The sequence below is a fragment of the Sphingobium sp. EM0848 genome (genome assembly GCF_013375555.1).
In the GTDB taxonomy this organism is placed as follows: Bacteria; Pseudomonadota; Alphaproteobacteria; order Sphingomonadales; family Sphingomonadaceae; genus Sphingobium.
Window position 1 is genome coordinate 2,639,052 of sequence record NZ_JABXWB010000001.1, and the last position, 17,872, is coordinate 2,656,923.

At 64.7% G+C, this 17,872-nt stretch carries 19 protein-coding genes and 1 tRNA gene; 7 read left to right on the top strand and 13 right to left on the bottom strand.

What is annotated here, in order from left to right:
* Positions 1-30: 30 nt before the first annotated feature.
* The 5 genes from HUK73_RS12835 to HUK73_RS12855 form a co-directional block, all read right to left on the bottom strand.
* Positions 31-1,680 (bottom strand): Glu/Leu/Phe/Val dehydrogenase dimerization domain-containing protein, encoded by a 1,650-nt coding sequence (locus HUK73_RS12835; protein WP_176592244.1) that lies wholly within the window; start codon positions 1,678-1,680, stop codon positions 31-33.
* Between the two features lie 98 nt (positions 1,681-1,778).
* Positions 1,779-2,156, bottom strand: coding sequence for an Hpt domain-containing protein (locus tag HUK73_RS12840; protein ID WP_176592245.1), 378 nt, complete (start codon positions 2,154-2,156; stop codon positions 1,779-1,781).
* Entirely contained in the window at positions 2,153-4,870 is a 2,718-nt protein-coding gene (locus HUK73_RS12845) for a response regulator (RefSeq protein WP_176592246.1), read from the bottom strand. The genes HUK73_RS12840 and HUK73_RS12845 overlap by 4 nt, the downstream gene beginning before the upstream one ends.
* Positions 4,867-5,529, bottom strand: a complete 663-nt coding sequence (locus tag HUK73_RS12850) for a tetratricopeptide repeat protein (protein ID WP_176592247.1) — start codon at positions 5,527-5,529, stop codon at positions 4,867-4,869. The genes HUK73_RS12845 and HUK73_RS12850 overlap by 4 nt, the downstream gene beginning before the upstream one ends.
* 275 nt (positions 5,530-5,804) lie before the next feature.
* Positions 5,805-6,689: a LysR family transcriptional regulator gene (locus HUK73_RS12855; RefSeq protein WP_218036453.1), complete on the bottom strand. Its 885-nt coding sequence runs from the start codon at positions 6,687-6,689 to the stop codon at positions 5,805-5,807.
* An 88-nt stretch (positions 6,690-6,777) separates the two neighbouring features.
* On the opposite strand from HUK73_RS12855, the gene HUK73_RS12860 reads away from it, so the two are divergent.
* Positions 6,778-7,746: an SDR family NAD(P)-dependent oxidoreductase gene (locus tag HUK73_RS12860; RefSeq protein ID WP_176592248.1), complete on the top strand. Its 969-nt coding sequence runs from the start codon at positions 6,778-6,780 to the stop codon at positions 7,744-7,746.
* A gap of 172 nt (positions 7,747-7,918) precedes the next feature.
* Here the strand turns inward: HUK73_RS12860 and HUK73_RS12865 are convergent.
* A tRNA-Ser gene (locus HUK73_RS12865) sits at positions 7,919-8,010 on the bottom strand.
* Between the two features lie 230 nt (positions 8,011-8,240).
* Between HUK73_RS12865 and HUK73_RS12870 the strand changes: the two genes are divergently transcribed.
* The gene (locus tag HUK73_RS12870; protein WP_176592249.1) at positions 8,241-9,053 is read left to right on the top strand and encodes a DUF1134 domain-containing protein; all 813 of its coding nucleotides are present in this window, start codon (positions 8,241-8,243) and stop codon (positions 9,051-9,053) included.
* A 6-nt stretch (positions 9,054-9,059) separates the two neighbouring features.
* Here HUK73_RS12870 and dinB read toward each other — a convergent pair whose 3' ends face one another.
* From dinB to HUK73_RS12885, 3 genes are all read right to left on the bottom strand, one after another.
* Positions 9,060-10,142 (bottom strand): DNA polymerase IV, encoded by a 1,083-nt coding sequence (gene dinB, locus HUK73_RS12875; RefSeq protein ID WP_176592250.1) that lies wholly within the window; start codon positions 10,140-10,142, stop codon positions 9,060-9,062.
* Positions 10,143-10,205: 63 nt separating this feature from the next.
* Positions 10,206-10,730, bottom strand: a complete 525-nt coding sequence (locus HUK73_RS12880; protein WP_176592251.1) for a DUF177 domain-containing protein — start codon at positions 10,728-10,730, stop codon at positions 10,206-10,208.
* Complete coding sequence (locus tag HUK73_RS12885) at positions 10,727-11,242, bottom strand: ubiquinol-cytochrome C chaperone family protein (protein ID WP_176592252.1); 516 nt, start codon at positions 11,240-11,242, stop codon at positions 10,727-10,729. The genes HUK73_RS12880 and HUK73_RS12885 overlap by 4 nt, the downstream gene beginning before the upstream one ends.
* Before the next feature lie 141 nt (positions 11,243-11,383).
* On the opposite strand from HUK73_RS12885, the gene HUK73_RS12890 reads away from it, so the two are divergent.
* Complete coding sequence (locus HUK73_RS12890; protein ID WP_255326272.1) at positions 11,384-11,899, top strand: outer membrane protein assembly factor BamE; 516 nt, start codon at positions 11,384-11,386, stop codon at positions 11,897-11,899.
* On the opposite strand, the gene HUK73_RS12895 is transcribed toward HUK73_RS12890, so the two are convergent.
* From HUK73_RS12895 to HUK73_RS12905, 3 genes are read right to left on the bottom strand one after another with little or no spacing between them, the layout of a single operon-like run.
* Entirely contained in the window at positions 11,896-12,771 is an 876-nt protein-coding gene (locus HUK73_RS12895) for an NAD(P)-dependent oxidoreductase (RefSeq protein WP_255326273.1), read from the bottom strand. The two genes, HUK73_RS12890 and HUK73_RS12895, sit on opposite strands and share 4 nt — an antisense overlap.
* A gap of 8 nt (positions 12,772-12,779) precedes the next feature.
* Positions 12,780-13,763 carry an ATP-grasp domain-containing protein gene (locus HUK73_RS12900; RefSeq protein WP_176592255.1) on the bottom strand — a complete coding sequence of 328 codons (984 nt, stop codon included), beginning with the start codon at positions 13,761-13,763 and terminating at the stop codon, positions 12,780-12,782.
* Entirely contained in the window at positions 13,760-14,143 is a 384-nt protein-coding gene (locus HUK73_RS12905) for a hypothetical protein (RefSeq protein WP_255326274.1), read from the bottom strand. Before HUK73_RS12905 ends, HUK73_RS12900 begins: the two co-directional genes overlap by 4 nt.
* Here HUK73_RS12905 and HUK73_RS12910 point away from each other — a divergent pair.
* The gene (locus HUK73_RS12910) at positions 14,120-14,956 is read left to right on the top strand and encodes a calcium-binding protein (protein ID WP_304413753.1); all 837 of its coding nucleotides are present in this window, start codon (positions 14,120-14,122) and stop codon (positions 14,954-14,956) included. The genes HUK73_RS12905 and HUK73_RS12910 overlap by 24 nt on opposite strands.
* Before the next feature lie 32 nt (positions 14,957-14,988).
* On the opposite strand, the gene HUK73_RS12915 is transcribed toward HUK73_RS12910, so the two are convergent.
* Entirely contained in the window at positions 14,989-15,501 is a 513-nt protein-coding gene (locus tag HUK73_RS12915) for a flavin reductase family protein (RefSeq protein ID WP_176592256.1), read from the bottom strand.
* 105 nt (positions 15,502-15,606) lie between these two features.
* On the opposite strand from HUK73_RS12915, the gene cofE reads away from it, so the two are divergent.
* The 3 genes from cofE to cofC are packed head-to-tail and all read left to right on the top strand — an operon-like array spanning position 15,607 to position 17,872.
* Positions 15,607-16,365, top strand: a complete 759-nt coding sequence (gene cofE, locus HUK73_RS12920; protein WP_176592257.1) for a coenzyme F420-0:L-glutamate ligase — start codon at positions 15,607-15,609, stop codon at positions 16,363-16,365.
* Entirely contained in the window at positions 16,362-17,297 is a 936-nt protein-coding gene (gene cofD, locus HUK73_RS12925; protein ID WP_176592258.1) for a 2-phospho-L-lactate transferase, read from the top strand. Before cofE ends, cofD begins: the two co-directional genes overlap by 4 nt.
* Positions 17,294-17,872 (top strand): 2-phospho-L-lactate guanylyltransferase, encoded by a 579-nt coding sequence (gene cofC / locus HUK73_RS12930; RefSeq protein WP_176592259.1) that lies wholly within the window; start codon positions 17,294-17,296, stop codon positions 17,870-17,872. Before cofD ends, cofC begins: the two co-directional genes overlap by 4 nt.

Sequence of the window (17,872 nt, forward strand, 5' to 3'; positions counted from 1 at the left end):
AGAGCGCACCGCTTTGCCATGCCCGGCCATTTACGGGAACAACCCGCGCAGATGATTGGCTGCGCCGACGCGGCTCAAGGCCTCGATCATGGCAGCGGTGCGCATATCGACCTTTTCGGCCTGCGCGCGACGTTGTGTGCGGGCCAGTGCGTCGGTCAGGATGTCGCGCATGCGGTTGTTGATCTCCTCGAGCGGCCAGGTGAGGTTCTGCAGCCCCTGCACCCACTCGAAATAGGATACGACCACACCGCCCGCATTGCACAATATGTCCGGCAGCACGATGATGCCGCGCGCGTCCAGCATGTCGTCGGCCTCCAGCGTGGTCGGTCCGTTGGCGCCCTCCGCCACGATCCTGCAGTTGATGCGGGAGGAGTTTTCTGCGGTGATCTGGTTCTGCAGGGCGCAGGGCGCAAGGATATCGCAATGGAGTTCCAGCAGGTCGCGCCCCGGAATAATCTCCCCATAGGGACAGCCGAACAGCTGGCGATGCTGGCGGACATGGTCCTTCAGCTTGTCGATGGGCAGGCCGTTCGGGTTGTGGAGCGCGGCGCTCACGTCGCTGATGCCGATGATCTTCGCCCCGGCCTCGGCCAGGAAGGTGGCCGCGTGCATGCCGACATTGCCGAATCCCTGGACGACCGCCGTGGCGCCGTTGAGGTCCAGGCCGATCTGCCGGCAGGTCTCGCTCACCAGATAGGCAAGGCCGCGTCCGGTCGCTTCGTGGCGGCCCAGCGAGCCACCCAGGACAACGGGCTTTCCCGTCACCACAGAGGGAACCGAATAGCCGACATGCTCGCTATAAGTGTCCATGATCCAGGCCATGATCTGCGCATCCGTCCCCATGTCGGGCGCGGGAATATCCTTGTCGGCGCCGATCATGCCGATGAATTCGGATGTATAGCGGCGGGTGAGCCGCTCCAGCTCATCCTTGCTGAGCGCAGTGGGATCGACCCGGACCCCGCCCTTGGCGCCACCGAAGGGCAGTTTTGCCAGCGCACATTTCCAGGTCATCCACATGGATAGCGCCGCAACTTCGCCAAGGCTGACGTCGGGATGGTAGCGAAGCCCGCCCTTGGTCGGCCCCATGGTCAGCACATGCTGCACCCGATAGGCGAACACGGTTTCCACCTGATCGACGCCGTCGCGCTTGAAGGGCAAAGCGGCGATCTGCGTCCGTTCCGGAAAGAGCAGCCGTTGCCGGATATTGGGGTCCAGCCCGGCAATATAGGCCGCCTTCAGAAACTGTTGCTGGGCGAGGTGCAGCATGGAGGAGGACCATTCCGCCCCGCGCGCATGGGTGCGTTCGATCGCATAATGGATGGAACGGGTCAGCGCCGCGCCGCTGATGCCATCTTTCAGCAGATAATCCTCCGCCCCGCCTTCGACCGCCTTGCTGGCAAGGCCGACATCGTCCATCGCGCTCTGGACGATGATGGGCGTGCGCATGTCGTGCGCGCGCAGGCGATAGAAAGTGTCCAGCGCCGCGCTGTCGGGCAGCATCAGGTCCAGCAGGACAACATCGATTCCGCCGACCCCCAGCCGTTCGATCGCGCTTTCCAGCGTGCCGGCCATCGCGATCTCGAAATGCTGATGCTCCGATCGGGTGAGCAGTTTCTGGATCAGTCGGGAATAGACCGGATTATCCTCGACCAGCAGGACATTGATGCGTTGCTTCGCCATGGCCTTTCACCCCATTGCTAGAGCATTTTGAAGCAGATGGTAACATCTTCTGGCTCGCAAAATGCGGAAAACAAACAACAAATATAGCTTCTACCCTCTCATGAATTTTGCGTGTTGCGCGCTTCATCCGAACTTTCGCCGCCGACCTTCGCCTTGAGTGCGGCCAGCAGCCCGTCGAACTCGAACCGCAGGATCACCCAGGCATCCTCCACATCCTTGAGATCACCTTCCGCGCCCATGGCTTCAAGCCGGAAGGCGGCGTCGGTGGCGGCTGATGCCGCGAAGATATGCGCCGTGCCTTTCAGGCTGTGCGCGGCGCGCTGAAGCTCCCGCGCGTCCCGGACATCGATCGCGGCGCGGACCTGCCGCATCATCTCAGGCCCTTCATCGATGAAGACGCCCGCCAGTTCGATCAGCAAGTCCTCGTCGCCATCGGCATTCTGGAGCGCCCTGGTCCAGTCAAGAAGCGTGCTCATGTCGCAGGCCCTTCCTTGTCCTCAAATTTCGCGGTCGCCGCGAACCGTCCTTCCACGACCTGGTAGAAATCCTCAGCCCGGAGCGGCTTGGAGATATAATCGTCCATGCCCGCCTGCAGGCAGCGTTCGCGATCGCCCCGCATTGCATGCGCCGTCATGGCGATGATCGGCATATGGTCGCCTGATGTGCGTTCCTGTTCGCGGATGGCGGCGGTCGCCTGGAAGCCGTCCATTTCCGGCATCTGCACATCCATCAGCACCACATCGAAATTATCCTGCCCCATTGCCTCGATCGCCTGCGCGCCATTGCCGACGATTTTGACCCGATGCCCCCGCTTCTCCAGCAGCCGCAAAGCGAGCCGCTGGTTGACCGCATTGTCCTCCGCCACCAGGACATGGAGCGAAACCAGATGATCGGGCAGGGGCTCGGGCGCATGGGCTTCTTCGGCCACCGTCACCTTCAGCGCGGTGAAAATGCTTTCGAGCAGTTCGGATTGGCGCACCGGCTTCAACAGGAAAGCGTCGATGCCGACCGCTTGGCGACGCCGGGCCATTTCGTCCCTGTGCGCGGAAGAGAGCATGATGATGGCCGGCCGCTCCGCATCGCCGCCGCCAGCGATTTCGCGGGCAACGGAAAAGCCGTCCATGTCGGGCATCATCATGTCGAGCAGCACCAGCCGGAAGGGACGGCCGATCCCGGCGGCATTTCTCAGCGCGGCAAGGGCCTTGGGTCCGCTGTCGACCGCCAGCGGCTTCATGCCCCAGCCCCGGATCATCTCGTCCAATATGCGGCGGTTGGTGGCATTGTCGTCCACCACCAGCACCGGCAGTCCCAACAGCGTGGGTTGTTCGACCGGCTGGCCGGCCGGCCTGACCTCCGACAGGGCAAAGGGGATGGTGAAGTGGAAGGTGCTGCCGCGCCCGACCTCGCTATCCAGTTGCAGCTGTCCGCCCATCAGCTGGACGAGCTGCGAGGCGATGGTCAGGCCAAGGCCCGTGCCGCCATAGCGGCGGGTAAAGGAGGAATCCGCCTGCGAAAATGCCTCGAAGATCAGTTGCTGCTTGTCGGGCGGGACGCCGGGGCCGGTGTCGTTCACCGCGATGCGCAACCGCACTGCCGTGTCGCTTTTCTCGTCCATCGCTATGTCGACGACGACCTCGCCCTGATCGGTGAAGCGCAGCGCATTGCCGACAAGGTTGATGACCACCTGCCGCAGCCGATAGGGATCGCCCTCCAGCGCATCGGGCACGTCAAGCGCGACATGGCAGGCCAGTTCTATGCCCTTTTCGGTCGCGCGCGCGGCGAAGGATTGCAGTGTGTCGGCCAGCTCGTCGCGCAGGGTGAAGGCCACATGTTCCAGTTCCAGCCGACCCGCCTCGATCTTCGAGAAGTCCAGAATATCGTTGATGAGGTGGAGCAGCGCGTCGGCCGACTGGCTGACCATATAGAGATATTCGCGCTGCGATACCGTCAGCTTGGTGTCGCTCAACAGCTCGGCCGCGCCGATCACGCCGTTCATCGGCGTACGGATCTCATGGCTCATATTGGCGAGGAACTGGCTTTTCGCGCGGGTCGCCTCTTCCGCCTTTTCCATGGCGGCACGCAGTTCGGCTTCGGATTCCACCAACTGCATCGTTCTTTCTTCCAGCCGCGTATTGACGCCCCGCAATTCCGCTGTCCGCAGGGCCACGACCTGTTCGGTGCGAGCGCGCTGATTGGCGAGCGAGACGAGGTAGATCGTCAGGATCAAGGTGACGGCGAGGCCGCCGGTCAGCGCGATAGTCGGCGTCGACGTCAGCCGTTTAGCCCCATAGGCATCGGTTGCCGCGCTGTAGATGGTGAAGACGCTATCCCCGATGACAAGCGAGCTGGAATGAAACAGGTCGCCCTCCATTTCGGCACCAGTGCCGGGATGCCGTTTTCCCTCATTGCCCGACGCAAGGATGGACAGCAGGACGCGCTGCGACGGCGGGGCGGAAGAATCGAGCAGATAGAGATTCACCCCTTCGCGCGGCGTCAGATCGATGGCGCCCTGGATCATGTCGCCGATGCGCAGCACGGCCACCACGAAACCTTTCAGATGGGCAAGCCGCTCATCGACGGTCATCTCCTCGACCGATCCCTGATAGACCGGCGCGAACACGGCGATGCGCGGCGCGTCGTCGGTCATTTGCGGCAGCTTGATGTGCGCCGCTGCATTGATCTCGCCACTGCTGCGCGCCGCGAGCATCGCCGCCCGCGCATATCGATCCGATCCCCAATCGAAGCCGATCATATCCGTCGCGCTACCCATGGTGGTTTCCGCGTAAAGGATCGGGAAGGTCTCGGCGCGCGCCGCGTCTGGAACAGCGGGCACCCACTGGACGGAGTCGAGGCTCGACAATCCCGTCAGATAGACTTTTGCGAAGGCTGAAAACTGGTCACGGCTGACCGACTCCGATCCCTGATAATAGCCCAGCAACGCCTTGATAACGCTCGTTTCCGCCGCGAATTGCCGCTTGATCCCCTCGGCGCGCTGATCGGCTTCCACCGTAAATTCGGTTTCGATCGAGCGGCTTTGCTCCTGCGAGAGCCAGCGCCATGCGCCGAGGGTGAGAGCCAGACTGGCGAAACCGACCAGTATGGCGAACCAATATCGTCGGCCGCCGCTTCGCCAGCCCTGCATGTCCGAAGCCGCATCCGGGACCGATAGGGAAGCGCGGGAGGGGGTCATGAGCGCCCTCCCTTTGCCGGGATCGCTTTCCACTCGCTCACCTGTCGCTGGGCTTCGGCAATCTGGGCCGGGGTCATGTCCTTGGACAGGCGCGCCAGCGATCCAGCCGCTTTTGCGCGGACGGCGTTCGTGCGCGCGTAGGTCTGACCCAGGGTGAGCCATTTATAGGCCGTCACCGCATCCTTTGGCACCCCCCGACCGGTGCCATAAAGGATGCCCAATTCGACCTGGGCATCCGGATTGCCCTGCGTCGCGGCACGATCGAACCAATAGGCCGCCTTTTGCGGATTTTTCGAGACGCCCCCGCCAATCGTGTAAAGGACGGCCAAGGTGAATTGAGCGGCGACATGCCCCTGCTCGGCGGCACGGGCGTACCATCGCGCGGCTTCGACCAGATCCTGCGTGACGCCATATTCGCGCAGGTAGATTTCGCCCAGATTATACTGGGCATCAGGAATCCCCAGCGCCGCCGCCCGCCGAAACCATTTCATGGCTTCCCGATAGTCCCGGCTGGCGCCCTGACCGCGCAAATACATGCGGCCAAGGCTGTTCTGCGCGCGCGCATCGCCCTGATCCGCCAGGGGACGATAGAGGCGCATGGCGCTTTCATAATCGCCGCGCTTATAGGCTGCGGCGGCATCCTCGAATGGACCGGCCAAGCCCGGTGCCGAGAGCAGAACCAGCCCTAGAAATAACGTTTGCCGAAGACACAGGATGGAAAAAAGGGCATCGCCTGCGCCTTCTACCTTGGACTGCAAAGATCTGTCCCGGCCCTTCATGGCAATACCTCTCCGACATATAGTGCCGGGGTCGATTCCTGGATTGACGGCCAGATTTCATCTTACCCTAAATGGGCCTGAAACGCGTGATATTTTGCTCTGCCTGATCGCTTCCGCGATGGGAACGGTTTGCTGTCCACCAAACAATAACCGGCCTATCTGCAATAAGCCTGGAATTCCCGGACCAGATGATCGAACAGCGCCCGCACGCGCGGGGTTTCGCGCAGATCCTCGTGCATGACGATCCAAGTGTCGAGGTCGGGCAACGGCAAGCCTGGGAGAACGGGACGGAGCGCCGGGTCTGACAGGCCGATCGGGCGCTGCGCCACCGCAATGCCCAGCCCTGCCCGCGCGGCCGCCAGTTGAGCGGGATGACTGTCGGTCCGCAGGATGAAACGGTTTCGATGCAGTTCCGGCAACAGCGCCGCGACCACATCGAGATCGGCGCGCGCCCTATCCGGTCCGATCAGGTCATGGCCGGCGAGATCCGCTACAGTCTCCGGCACGCCCCGCGCCGCGAGATAGTCCATATGGGCAAACAGACCGAGGGGGATGGAAGCGACTTTTTGCGCGACCAGAGCATTCTGGCGCGGCGGAGCCATGCGGACCGCAACATCGACTTCCTGTTCAAGCAGATTGGCAAGACCGTTGCTCATCTCGACCTCGACGATCAACAGGGGGGCTTGCGCGCGCAACCCCGTCAGCATTCGGGGCAACACCTCAATGCCCACGAAATCAGAGACGCTGAGCCGGACGTTACCCGCCACTTCTCCCGGCGGAGCGGAGGCGGCGCGCACAAAGGCCTCCGAAGCGCGATGCATGGCCCTTGCGGCGTCGCTCAACAGGCGCGCCTGTTCGGTCGGGACAAGGCCCTTGACCGACCGGGTGAACAGCACCGTGCCTAGACGCCGCTCCAACGCCTCGATCCGCGCGCGCATCGTGGGCTGGGCCACGCCCATGCGCCGCGCAGCAGCGGAAAGGCTGCCTTCCTCCAGCACCGCCAGAAAGGCGTGCTGGTCGTCCCAATCGATCCTGTTCATCAAAAACATACTAGCTGATGAAGACACTCTGACAATTCCATGCAGAGTGCCGGTTGCCTATTTGTCCGTCAGGCGAAGGAGACGAGCGATGACTGACAGAAAAGCGGCATTGGTTCTGGGTGCCACGGGCGGCATCGGCGGAGAGACGGCGGCGGCGCTGATCCGCCACGGGTGGAGGGTTGTCGCCATGGCACGCAATCCGGTCAGGCCGGCAACCAAGGGCACGGCTCCCCTTGCAGGGGTGCGGTGGGTCCAGGGCGATGCCATGAACGCCGGGGATGTGCGCCGCGCGGCAGAGGGCGTCGAGCTTATCGTCCATGCGGTCAACCCGCCGGGCTATCGCGGCTGGGGACGCCTCGTCTTGCCGATGATCGACAACAGCATCGCGGCGGCACGGGCGGCGCGCGCGCGGATCGTGCTGCCAGGCACCATCTATAACTATGGGGCGGATGCCTTTCCCGACCTGCGTGAAGACTCGCCGCAGCATGCGCCTACAGAAAAAGGGCGCATCCGTGTTGAACTGGAACACCGGCTGGAGGAGGCAAGCAGGGCGGGGGTGCCGGTGCTGATCGTGCGCTTCGGAGATTTTTTCGGACCGATGCCGGGGAACAACTGGTTCAGCCAGGGGCTGGTCACGCCAGGCAGGCGGATAGGAGCGATCACCCGGCCTGGGCCAAAAGATATCGGGCATGGCTGGGCCTATTTGCCTGACGCGGCTGAGACGATCGCGCGCCTGCTGGACAGGTCAAATGAGCTGGAGCCCTTTGCGCGCTTCCACTTCGGCGGCACATGGGACGCCGATGGAAAGGCAATGATCCACGCTATCACCCACGCGCTGGAACGCCCGACGATGAAGGTTCGCGCGCTGCCATGGCCTCTCATCGGCCTGGCCGGCCTGTTCAACGAAACGGCGAGGGAGCTTTACAGAATGCGGTATCTGTGGCGCGAGCCCATCCGCCTCGACAATCGCAAGCTCGTCGCTTTTCTTGGTGAAGAGCCGCACACGCCTCTTGAAGAAGCGGTGCGGACCACGCTGTTTCATCTCGGCATCAGCTGATCGCCAAGGTCCGCTTGCGGCGAGGGCAAAGGGCGCTGAGAGTGGCGGAAAAGGGGTCGGTCACCGGAACCCAGAAGCCCGATTTCATCGCATCCGCCCTTTTCGCGGCTCATGTGGGGCTTTTGGATCGGGGCAATCAAAATCCCCATATCTCAAATAGATATGGGAAAGGTGGCGGAGACGGAGGGATTCGAACCCTCGGTAGCCCCTTAAGGCTACGACGGTTTAGCAAACCGCTGGTTTCAGCCACTCACCCACGTCTCCGCACGAATTTGCCCACCGGAAAGGTGAGCAGTGGCTAGGTGTCGGCCTATAGCGGCGGCTTTCGCGCATGGCAACGGTCCTTGATCATGAAATTTTGCGGCTTTTCGCGAAAAAGGATTCGGACTGGCGCGGAATCGACTCGGGTCGCCGTTCGTTCATTGTCGTTTCAGCTTGTTGCCCGATAATCTGGGGGATCATTTGAGTAGCGGGCCTTTTCGGGAGTATCGGGCATGATCGGGATATTGGGGCGGGTATCCAGCCGCGTGGCGCGGGCCGGCGCGCTGGCGGCTGCGCTGGCCGGGATGACGCTGGCGCCGGTCGCGGCGCAGGCGCAGGTGCGCACGGTCGATCCCAACGCGGCCATCGATTCCGACCTGGCGCCCCCGCCGCAGCAAGGCAGCGCACCGACCGAGCCGGGCGTCGACCACAGCGTCCAGCCGGGCACAAGCTATCCGGCGGACAATGGCGCGGCATCGAACGCCGCGCCCTCCGGTGCGGGAGCCACGGCCACCGGCGCGCCGGTGACGGCCAGTTCGCCGCCCGCCGCGATTACGCCCAGCGATTCCTACCAGCAGGACGACCTGATCGGCGCAGCCGAGGGCGTGTTCGGCAAGGGCGCGGAAGGCCTGGCCGGAATCATCGAGAAAATCCTGAAGGATCAGGGCCGTCCCAACGCCTATATTGCGGGACGCGAAGCGTCGGGCGCGTTCGTCGTCGGACTGCGCTATGGGTCGGGCACGCTCAACCACAAGATCGAAGGCAAGCGCGAGGTCTACTGGACCGGCCCGTCCATCGGCTTCGACGTTGGCGGCAATGCGGCCAATACCTTCGTGCTGGTCTATAATCTCTACGACACGCAGGACCTTTATCACCGCTTCCCGGCCGCGGAGGGCACCGCCTATCTGGTGGGCGGCTTCACCGCCAGCTATCTGCGCTGGGGCAGCGTGGTGCTGATCCCGATCCGGCTGGGCGTCGGCTATCGGCTGGGCGTCAATGCCGGTTACATGAAGTTCACCGAAAAGCGGAACTGGCTCCCCTTCTGAGCGCCGTCAGAGGGAGAGGCTGAGCTGCTCGCCAGCCTCTCCCTCCGGCTCCTCATGGTCCAGATTATGGACCCCCAATCCCAACAGCCGGGCGCCCATGCGCAGCGGCAGTTGCGCCCGGAGCAGCCCGCGCCCGGTTTCCGCCAGCAGATCAGGTGAGCGGACGGACGCAGCAAAGCTTTTCGACCGGGTGATGATGCGGAAATCCGCGAACTTGATCTTGAGAACGACGGTCCGGCCATAGGCACCGCTCTTTTCGATCCGCCCCCAGAGATTGTCGGCAATCCGGTCTATTTCCGTCATCAGCACGTCTTCGGTGAGGAGATCGTCGAAGAAAGTGTCCTCGACGCTCACCGATTTGCGTTCCTGCCGCTCATGGACCGGGCGATCATCCTCGCCGCGTGAGGCCCGATAATAGAATAGCGCGGCGCTGCCGAAATGCTGCTGAAGGAAGGCCAGTTCCCTCGCCCGCAGGTCCGCGCCCGTCTCTATGCCCAGCGCCTGCATCCGCTTCGCCGTCACCGGCCCGACGCCATGGATACGACGCACCGGCATCTTCGCGATGAAGGCCGCCCCCTCCTCCGGCCGCACGACGCAGATGCCATCGGGCTTGTTCTGGTCGGACGCAAGCTTGGCGATCAGCTTGTTGTAGGACACGCCCGCCGATGCGGTGAGGCCCGTTTCCTCGCGGATCAGGCGGCGGATTTCCTCGGCAATGCGAGTGGCGGACGCCAGGCCCGGCTTGTTCATCGTGACGTCGAGATAGGCTTCGTCGAGCGACAGCGGCTGGATGATGTCGGTGAAGCGCGCGAAAATCTCCCGCACCTGCGCGGACACCGTGCGATAAACCTCGAAACGCGGACGGACGAACAGCAGATCGGGGCAAAGCCGCCGCGCCCGCGCCCCCGGCATGGCGGAGCGCACGCCGAATTTCCGCGCTTCATAGCTGGCGGTCGCGACCACGCCGCGCGGCCCGCCACCGCCCACGGCCAGCGCCTTGCCCCGCAGCGAGGGATCGTCGCGCTGCTCGACCGACGCATAAAAGGCATCCATGTCGATATGGATGATCTTGCGCGGAGGGGCTTCCATGGCCCCGGCTTATGCCACAGGGCCGAACAGAAGGGAAAGGCCGGGACGGTTAAGCGCGCAGGCTCATTTCTTGTCCTTGAGCGACAGCAACGCGGCGAAGGGGCTGGCCTGTTCCTCGGTCAGCACCCCCGCTTCGCGCAACACGCCGTCGGCTTCGGGAGAGCGCGGATAGGGCGTCATGGCCAGCGCCACCGTCTCCGCCACCGCCTCGCCCATGTCGATGACCAGACCGTCAAAGCCGATGGTGTCGCAATCCTCGGCATCCAGTTCCAGTTCGTCGGCTTCGGGCGCTTCCGTGCCTTCCTTGACGAAGCGGAGGAGGAAATCGGTATCGACCGTCTCCGGCACCGCGACGCCGGTCGCCACGCAGGGCTGCGCCAGCGCGGCACGAACCCGGCCATGGGCGAAGATCGCGCCATTTTCCTCTTTCAGCGCATAGTCCGCTTCCAGCCGGTCGAGGGCGAGAAGATGGAATCGCTTCGCCAGCGCCTCGCGCTCGGCGGCATCGGCGGTGATCGTCACCGGCTGCGCATGGCGGGCGAGCTGGTCGACCCGCACGGGCCGCGAAAATTCAGGGTTGCTGTTCATCCAAGGTCTCCAGCCATCAGCGCATCGCGGCTGAGGCAACCCAGCCGCACCCATCGCGCGCGCAAATGCGATTCGACATGGGCCAGTGCGTCGGCAGGCGGCGTCTGCCCGCGATAGAGATTGCGTGTCAACGCCCCGGAAAAATCCTCTTCGCCCGACAGCGCCGCGCGATAGGCCGAAAGACGGCCACCCAATGCGCTCACCATCCGGCCGATATGCTTGCCGACGACGACATCGCCAATCCCCTCCTGCCGCAACTGGCCGTCCATGTCGTCGACGAACAATTCGGTCAGCCACACGCTTTCCTGCGCTGCACCGAGCGCTTCCAGCCGCATCAGCACCTGCGCCAAGATCGCGACGATCATGTCGAACCGGCCGTCGATGCTGTCGGGAACCTGCCCTTGCACATACCAATGGGGCTGGCGTCCCTCCGCGACGACGGCGTTGTAGAGGGGGCGCATCGCGTCCTTCGGGTCGCTTTGCGCGAACAGACGCTGGAAGATGCTCGGCATGACGAAACTGTTTCCTGGCTGAACCGAAAGGCGGCCCCTTGCCGAGGCCCCTGCATTTCCATATTGATCGCCCAGCCGCCCGATGCAATGGCGGCTTTGTTTTTCGGCAAGGTCCGGGGTCGCCCCCCGCAGGAGAAGTTCATGCGCCAGTTCAGCCGCCAATCCCGCAGCGGGCGGATCTTGCTTGCGGCAGGCCTTTGCGCACTGCTGCTCGGCGCGTCGGGCTGCACCCGCATCCGCACCCATCAGGGCTATCAGGTCGACAAGCTGCTGGTCGATTCGGTCCAGCCGGGCATCGACAACCGCGCGTCGGTGGAAGGGACGCTGGGCCGCCCGAGCTTCGCCGCGCAGTTCGGCGATCAGGACTGGTATTATGTGTCGCGCGACATGCGGTCGCTGGCCTTTTCCAATCCCAAGCCGGTGGGACAGACGATCCTGCATGTGCGTTTCGACACAGCGGGCAATGTCGTCGCCGTGGACCGCATGGGGATGGAGCAGATTGCCCATATCTCGCCTTCGGGCGACAAGACCCCGACCCTGGGTCGCCATCGCAGCCTGTTCGACGAAATCTTCGGCAATATCGGCGCGGTCGGCGCCGGTGGCATGGGCGGCGGCGGCGGTGGCAGCAACACCGGCGGCGGGCCGAACGGCAGTTAAATTGACGGGCTGATCTTCAGCCCGACCGATATGCCGCGAAGACCATCGACCAGGGACGTCGGGCGGTAGCCCAAGGCGCGCAGGCGATCGATATTGAGCGCGGGGAAGCCCCAATCCTCGTTATCAGCCACTTCATGGGTGATCGCCGCGCCTGTTCGTTCGGCCAGAAAATGCGCCAGCGCGGCTATGGTCGTGCGCGTGCCGCTGCCAACATTGAAGGGGCCGCTTTCCTCGCTATCGAGCAGAAGCAGCATTGCCTGCACCACATCCTTGACCGGAACGAGGTCCGATCCGAACCGCCCCTCGCCCTGCACTCGGATGATGCCGCCTGCCGCAGCCCGCATCATGGCGCCCAGTGCGCCACTCCGCTGGCCCGGCCCATAGACCGAGCCGAGCCTTAGGGTCTGAAGCATCAGCCCCGCCGCCCGACAGCGTTCCGTCGCATAGATTTCCTGCATGATCTTCGACCCCAGATAATAGCCCCGGCTGCGCGGAAAGAGCGGCGCGGACTCATCCGGCGGATTGGTGGCGGGGGCATAGGCATTGGCGCTGCTCGTCTGCATGATCCGGCCGGCCCCGTCGCGGACCGCCGCCTCCACCAGCCGCAATGTGCCGAGCGCGTTGACCTGCCAGCATCGCGCCGCTTCGGCCGGGTCCTGATGGTCGGCCGGAATATGCGCCGCCAGATGGATGAGCGCGTGACAGCCCTTCAGATCAGGCGATCCGATGTCCGATGCCGACAGATCGAGGAAGCACCACTCATCCTCTCCCACCGGGCATTGCCGGGAAAGATGACGGATGCGATAGCCGCTTCGGCGCGCAGCCTCCGCGAAAGCGCGACCGATGAAACCCGAACCGCCGGTCAGGGCCAACAGCGGCCTCACCGCACTGCGTCGATCCGGTCCCGCGGCACGAACATCTCGTCCAGAAGGCGCAGGATGACGCCGGACCGGACCGGCGGCTGGACGATCGGTGTACCGTAGAGCAGCTTGCGCACGCACATTTCGACCTCGTTGAAGCCCGCCATGGCGCGCAACGGAGTCGTGCCGGAAAAGCGGGCGTTGATCTCGAACACGCGCGGAATGCCCCTGTCGTCCAGCCGGAACTGGAAATTGGCCGGGCCATAGGGTTGCAGCGCCTCGCCAAGCGTGCGGACCTGCTCGTTCAGTTCGGGATAGTCGCCGGTATAGGCGCGATAGGTGTTTCCATCACGCAGGTCGCGGCGCATGACGACGGACGCCTGCACCATACCGTCGAAGACCAATGCACTGGCGGTATATTCGCACTCGGGATTGCCGACGCACTCCTGCACCACCAGCCCGATGCGCCCTTCCAGCGCCTGCGCCAGTTCGGCCCGGTCGCGGACCAGCGACACGCCGACCGAGCGCGCGCCGATGCGGGGCTTCACGATCAGCGGGAAGCCGACGCATTCGACCAGCGCCTCCACCGCGTCCCTATCCTCCGCGCAGGCGGAAGCCGGATGCGGCAGGCCGACGCTCTCGAAAAAGCGGGCGGTTTCCAGCTTGTCGTCGGCAATGGCGACGACGCGCGGATCGCTGACCAGCACATGGGTGCGGAACAGCGCTTCGAGCCGGTGACGCTCGGCGGCGAAATAGGACAGTTCGACATCGGTGCCGACCAGCACGACATCGGGCCGCTCCCGGTCGAGCAGTTCGTGGATGCGGTCGCCAAAGGCCGGATCGGCGGCAAAGGGCAACCGGTAAGCCGTATCGGCCCAATAAAGGCCCGAGGACAGCGGATTGGGGTCCGCCGCGATCAGGGTGCAGTCCAGCGTCGATTGCCGCAGCGATTTGATGATGCCCTGCCCCAGCACCGCCCCTGCTCCCGTGACGAGAATCTTCATGCGAAATAGCCGCAGAGCCGCTCCTGCGTGGCGGCGGAAAGCGTGGTGGCGCGGATGGCGTGCATCTGATCCTCCGGGTCGAAGTCAATGTCGCGGGATTCGATGGTCACAATATCTCCCCTGATTTCGATCATCGCCCATTTCGGCGTCCGGGCCCGGTCGTCGCGGGGCTGGCCGAGCGAACCGAGGGTGAAGATGGTGGCGGCGGCGCAGTCATAACGACGATGCCGGTGGACATGGCCGAACAGGCCATAGAGGAAGCCCCGCGCCGCAACCGTCTCGGCCGCCTCTTCCGCCTCTTCCGCCTCTTCCGCCGAGCGGATGTACCGCCAGTCGCCATAGGCGAAGGGATTGGCATGGGCGACGAACAGCGGACCCATCCACCAGCTTTCCTGCCAGTCGAACGCGCTCATGCTGCCCGCCGGGATATGGGCGGCGGCACCGACGCGGACGGCATGTCCGGCGGCGACGGCGGCGACACCTGTATCGTCGACAGCTGGTCCGACGACGGCAACAGCGCCAATGACGATCTGATCTTCGAACTGGCGGGCGGAGGCGCCGATCTGGTCAACGCCTCGGTCAGCTACCGGCTTGCCGCGGAGATCGAGAAGCTGACCCTGACCGGCATCGGCAATATCGACGGCACCGGCAATGATCTGGCCAACAGCATCACCGGCAACGGCGGCAATAACGGCCTGTGGGGAGGCGCCGGCAACGACACCCTGTTGGGCAATGCCGGCGACGACCGGCTCTATGGCGAGGATGGGCAGGACAGTCTGGACGGCGGCGCGGGCAACGACATATTGATCGGCGGCGCGGGCAAGGACATGCTGACCGGCGGGACAGAGGCGGATGTGTTCGTCTTCAATCGGGGCGATACGACGCTCAACACGGCAAGCTATGACCGGATCACCGACTTCAGGGCCGGCGAAGGCGACCGCATCGACCTCGACTTCCTGAACGGCAGCCCGCCCGCCGCCGACTATGCCGAAAAGACGATCGCCACCAATAATTTCTCCGACGCGCTGGCCGCCGCCAACACGACCGCCGGAGTCAATCATGTGGCCTTCATCGCGGGGACCATCGACGGCTGGGTCTTCTACGACGCCAATGGCGACGGCGCTTTCGAACAAAGCGTGCTGCTGCTCGGCATCAACAGCCTGGCCGGGGTGGATTCGACCAGCTTCTTCTGAAAGGGGAGCCGGGGCTCTGCCCCGGCGTCCGCTCAGCTGAGATGGGCGAACTCACCATAGCCGCCCTGGAAGAACAGCAGCGGCTTGCCCGGCGTCTCGACCTCCAGCGCCATCACGCGGCCCAGAACGATATAATGATCGCCCGCCTCATGCACGGCTTCGAGCTGGCAGTCGATCCAGGCCACCACCCCATCCAGAATCGGGGATCCGTTGGCCGAAACGCGATGCGTCACGCCCGCGAACTTGTCCTCCGCACCCTTGACCGAGAATTGCTGGCAGAGCGGCTTCTGATCGCTGGCCAGGATGTTGACGCAGAACTTGCCCGCGCTCTCGATCAGCGGCCAGCTTTGCGAGCTTTTCGCCGGGAAGAAGGCGACCAGCGGCGGATCGAGCGAGACGGAGGTGAAGGACCCCACCACCATGCCGGTCGGCGCCTTGTCCGCCTCCGCCGCGGTCACCACGCAAACGCCGGTCGGATAATGACCAAGAACGCGGCGGAAAGTGGCGCCGTCAAATGCTACCGAATCTGTGCCTGAAATCGTCATCTTCTCTGCTCTTCTCGACTTTCTGTCTTCTCTTCTCGACTTGGCGCGGCTTGGCAAGCAAAAGCCGATGCTACCGTAAATGACACAGGCACGTTAAGGCACGGCATGATTGCGATTCATCCGCTCTTCGATCTTCCCGAAATCCGCGCGGGCGACGATCTCGCCGCGCTGCTGCGCGAAAGCCTGACGGCGGCGGGCCTGTGGCCGCTGAAGCCCGGCGACGTACTGGTGGTGACGCAGAAGATTCTGTCCAAGGCGGAGGGGCGGATGATCGACCTCTCCACCATTGAGCCGGGCGAGGAGGCGATATCCCTCGCGGCCACCACGCACAAGGACGCCCGACTGGTCGAACTGGTGCTGCGCGAAAGCAGCGCCGTGGTACGGGCCGTGCCCCATGTGCTGATCACCCGTCATCGGTTGGGTCATGTGATGGCGAACAGCGGCATAGACCGGTCGAATATCGGGCCGGGCGAGGCGGAGCGCGCCCTGCTGCTGCCGGTCGATCCGGACGGGTCGGCGCGGGGCCTGCTGGATGCGCTGGCCGGGCCGGATGCTGCGGGAATCGGGATCGTGATTTCGGACAGTTTCGGGCGGCCCTGGCGCCATGGCGTGGTGGGCGTCGCTATCGGCGCGGCGGGGCTGCCGGCGCTGGTCGACCGGCGGGGTGAGGAGGATCGCGACGGACGACGACTGGAAGTCACCCAGATCGCGCTGGCCGACCAGATCGCCACCGCCGCGACGCTGGTGACGGGCGAAGGCGCGGAAAGCGTGCCCGCCGCGCTGATCCGGGGCCTGTCGCTGCCCGAAGGCGAAAATGGCGCGGGCGCGCTGGTCCGCCCGCTGGAAGAGGATCTGTTCCGGTGAGCGGCCGCACCGTTGTCCTGACCGGGGGCGTGGGCGGCGCCAAGCTGGTGCTGGGGCTGATGCAGGTCTGCCCACCGCAAGAGATCACCGCCATTGTCAACACGGCGGATGATTTCCGGCATCTGGGCCTCGCCATCTCACCCGATATCGACACTTTGCTCTATACCCTGTCGGGCAAGGCCAATGCCGCGCAGGGCTGGGGCCGTGAGGGCGAGACATGGACCTTCATGGACGCGCTGAAATCACTGGGCGGAGAGGATTGGTTCCTGCTGGGCGACGGCGACATGGCGCTGCATGTGCTGCGGTCGCATCTGCTGGCGTCCGGCGAGACGTTGAGCGCGGTGACGGCGCGGTTCGCGACGGCATGGGGGCTTGGCCTCTCGGTGCTGCCGATGAGCGACGATAGCGTCGCCACCCATGTCGAAACCGATCAGGGCGAGCTTCCCTTCCAGCGCTATTTTGTGGAGCAGCGCTGCGCCCCGGCCGTTCGGGCCATCCGCTTCGAGGGAGCGGAGCGCGCCCGCCCTGCCCCCGGCGTGATCGAGGCGATCAGCGATCCCGATACCCGCGCCATCCTGATCGCGCCGTCCAATCCCTGGCTCAGCGTCGATCCGATTCTGGCGGTGCCGGGGATCAGCGAGGCGCTGGCCGCGGCTTCCGCGCCGGTCGTTGCCGTGTCCCCGATCGTCGGCGGGCAGGCGGTCAAGGGACCGACCGCCAAGCTGATGGGCGAACTAGGCCTCTCCGTCACCAATCAGGCCATCGCCGCCCATTATGCAGACATTATCGACGGCCTGCTGGTGGATGCACGCGACGGCGGCGAGGGCCTTGTCATTCCCCACACCGCGACCGACACGCTGATGAAGACGCTGGACGACCGCGCGCGGGTGGCGCGGGCTGCGCTCGATCTGGCCGAGCGGATCGCCGGTTGAACTGCTGGGTCGTCATTCCGGTCAAGGCGCCCGCCGCCTGCAAGACCCGGCTGATGCCCGTGCTGGACGAAGCGGGACGGCGCGATCTGGTGGCGGAGATGCTGCACCGCACGGTGGCCGCTGCGGCTGAGGTGGCGGGCATGGAGCGGCTGCGGCTGCTCGGGCCGTCGCGCCACGCCTTGCCGGAGACGATCGGCCTGCTTGCCGATCCGGGCCACGGCCTCAATCCCGCCGTGGCGAGTGCGCGGGACGCAGCGCTGGCGGCAGGAATCGACCGGCTTGTCATCCTGTCCGCCGACCTGCCCTTGATCGAGGCGGCGGACATTGCCGCGCTGCTGGAGGGTCCCCCGGACAGTCTTGCCATCGCGCCGGACCTCCACGGACAGGGCACCAATGCGCTGTCGCTGCCGCTACCGCAGGCCGCCGATTTCCAGTTCCATTATGGGGAGGGCAGCTTCGCCGCGCATCGCGCGGAAGCCGGGCGGCTGGGCCTGCCCTTTTCCGCTATCGTCCGGCAGGGTCTGGGCTTCGATGTCGACCAGCCGGACGATCTGACGGGCTGGCGCCGGAGTTGA

Excerpts from the sequence above, each read along its gene's own strand:
- HUK73_RS12835 (WP_176592244.1), bottom strand. The coding sequence starts at position 1,680 with ATGGCGAAGCAACGCATCAATGTCCTGCTGGTCGAGGATAATCCGGTC.
- HUK73_RS12860 (WP_176592248.1), top strand. The coding sequence starts at position 6,778 with ATGACTGACAGAAAAGCGGCATTGGTTCTGGGTGCCACGGGCGGCATC.
- HUK73_RS12880 (WP_176592251.1), bottom strand. The coding sequence starts at position 10,730 with ATGAACAGCAACCCTGAATTTTCGCGGCCCGTGCGGGTCGACCAGCTC.
- HUK73_RS12885 (WP_176592252.1), bottom strand. The coding sequence starts at position 11,242 with ATGCCGAGCATCTTCCAGCGTCTGTTCGCGCAAAGCGACCCGAAGGAC.
- cofE (WP_176592257.1), top strand. The coding sequence starts at position 15,607 with ATGATTGCGATTCATCCGCTCTTCGATCTTCCCGAAATCCGCGCGGGC.
- dinB (WP_176592250.1), bottom strand. The coding sequence starts at position 10,142 with ATGGAAGCCCCTCCGCGCAAGATCATCCATATCGACATGGATGCCTTT.
- HUK73_RS12855 (WP_218036453.1), bottom strand. The coding sequence starts at position 6,689 with ATGAACAGGATCGATTGGGACGACCAGCACGCCTTTCTGGCGGTGCTG.
- HUK73_RS12910 (WP_304413753.1), top strand. The coding sequence starts at position 14,120 with ATGGGCGACGAACAGCGGACCCATCCACCAGCTTTCCTGCCAGTCGAA.
- HUK73_RS12915 (WP_176592256.1), bottom strand. The coding sequence starts at position 15,501 with ATGACGATTTCAGGCACAGATTCGGTAGCATTTGACGGCGCCACTTTC.
- HUK73_RS12845 (WP_176592246.1), bottom strand. The coding sequence starts at position 4,870 with ATGACCCCCTCCCGCGCTTCCCTATCGGTCCCGGATGCGGCTTCGGAC.
- HUK73_RS12840 (WP_176592245.1), bottom strand. The coding sequence starts at position 2,156 with ATGAGCACGCTTCTTGACTGGACCAGGGCGCTCCAGAATGCCGATGGC.
- HUK73_RS12870 (WP_176592249.1), top strand. The coding sequence starts at position 8,241 with ATGATCGGGATATTGGGGCGGGTATCCAGCCGCGTGGCGCGGGCCGGC.
- HUK73_RS12890 (WP_255326272.1), top strand. The coding sequence starts at position 11,384 with ATGCGCCAGTTCAGCCGCCAATCCCGCAGCGGGCGGATCTTGCTTGCG.
- HUK73_RS12905 (WP_255326274.1), bottom strand. The coding sequence starts at position 14,143 with ATGGGTCCGCTGTTCGTCGCCCATGCCAATCCCTTCGCCTATGGCGAC.
- HUK73_RS12900 (WP_176592255.1), bottom strand. The coding sequence starts at position 13,763 with ATGAAGATTCTCGTCACGGGAGCAGGGGCGGTGCTGGGGCAGGGCATC.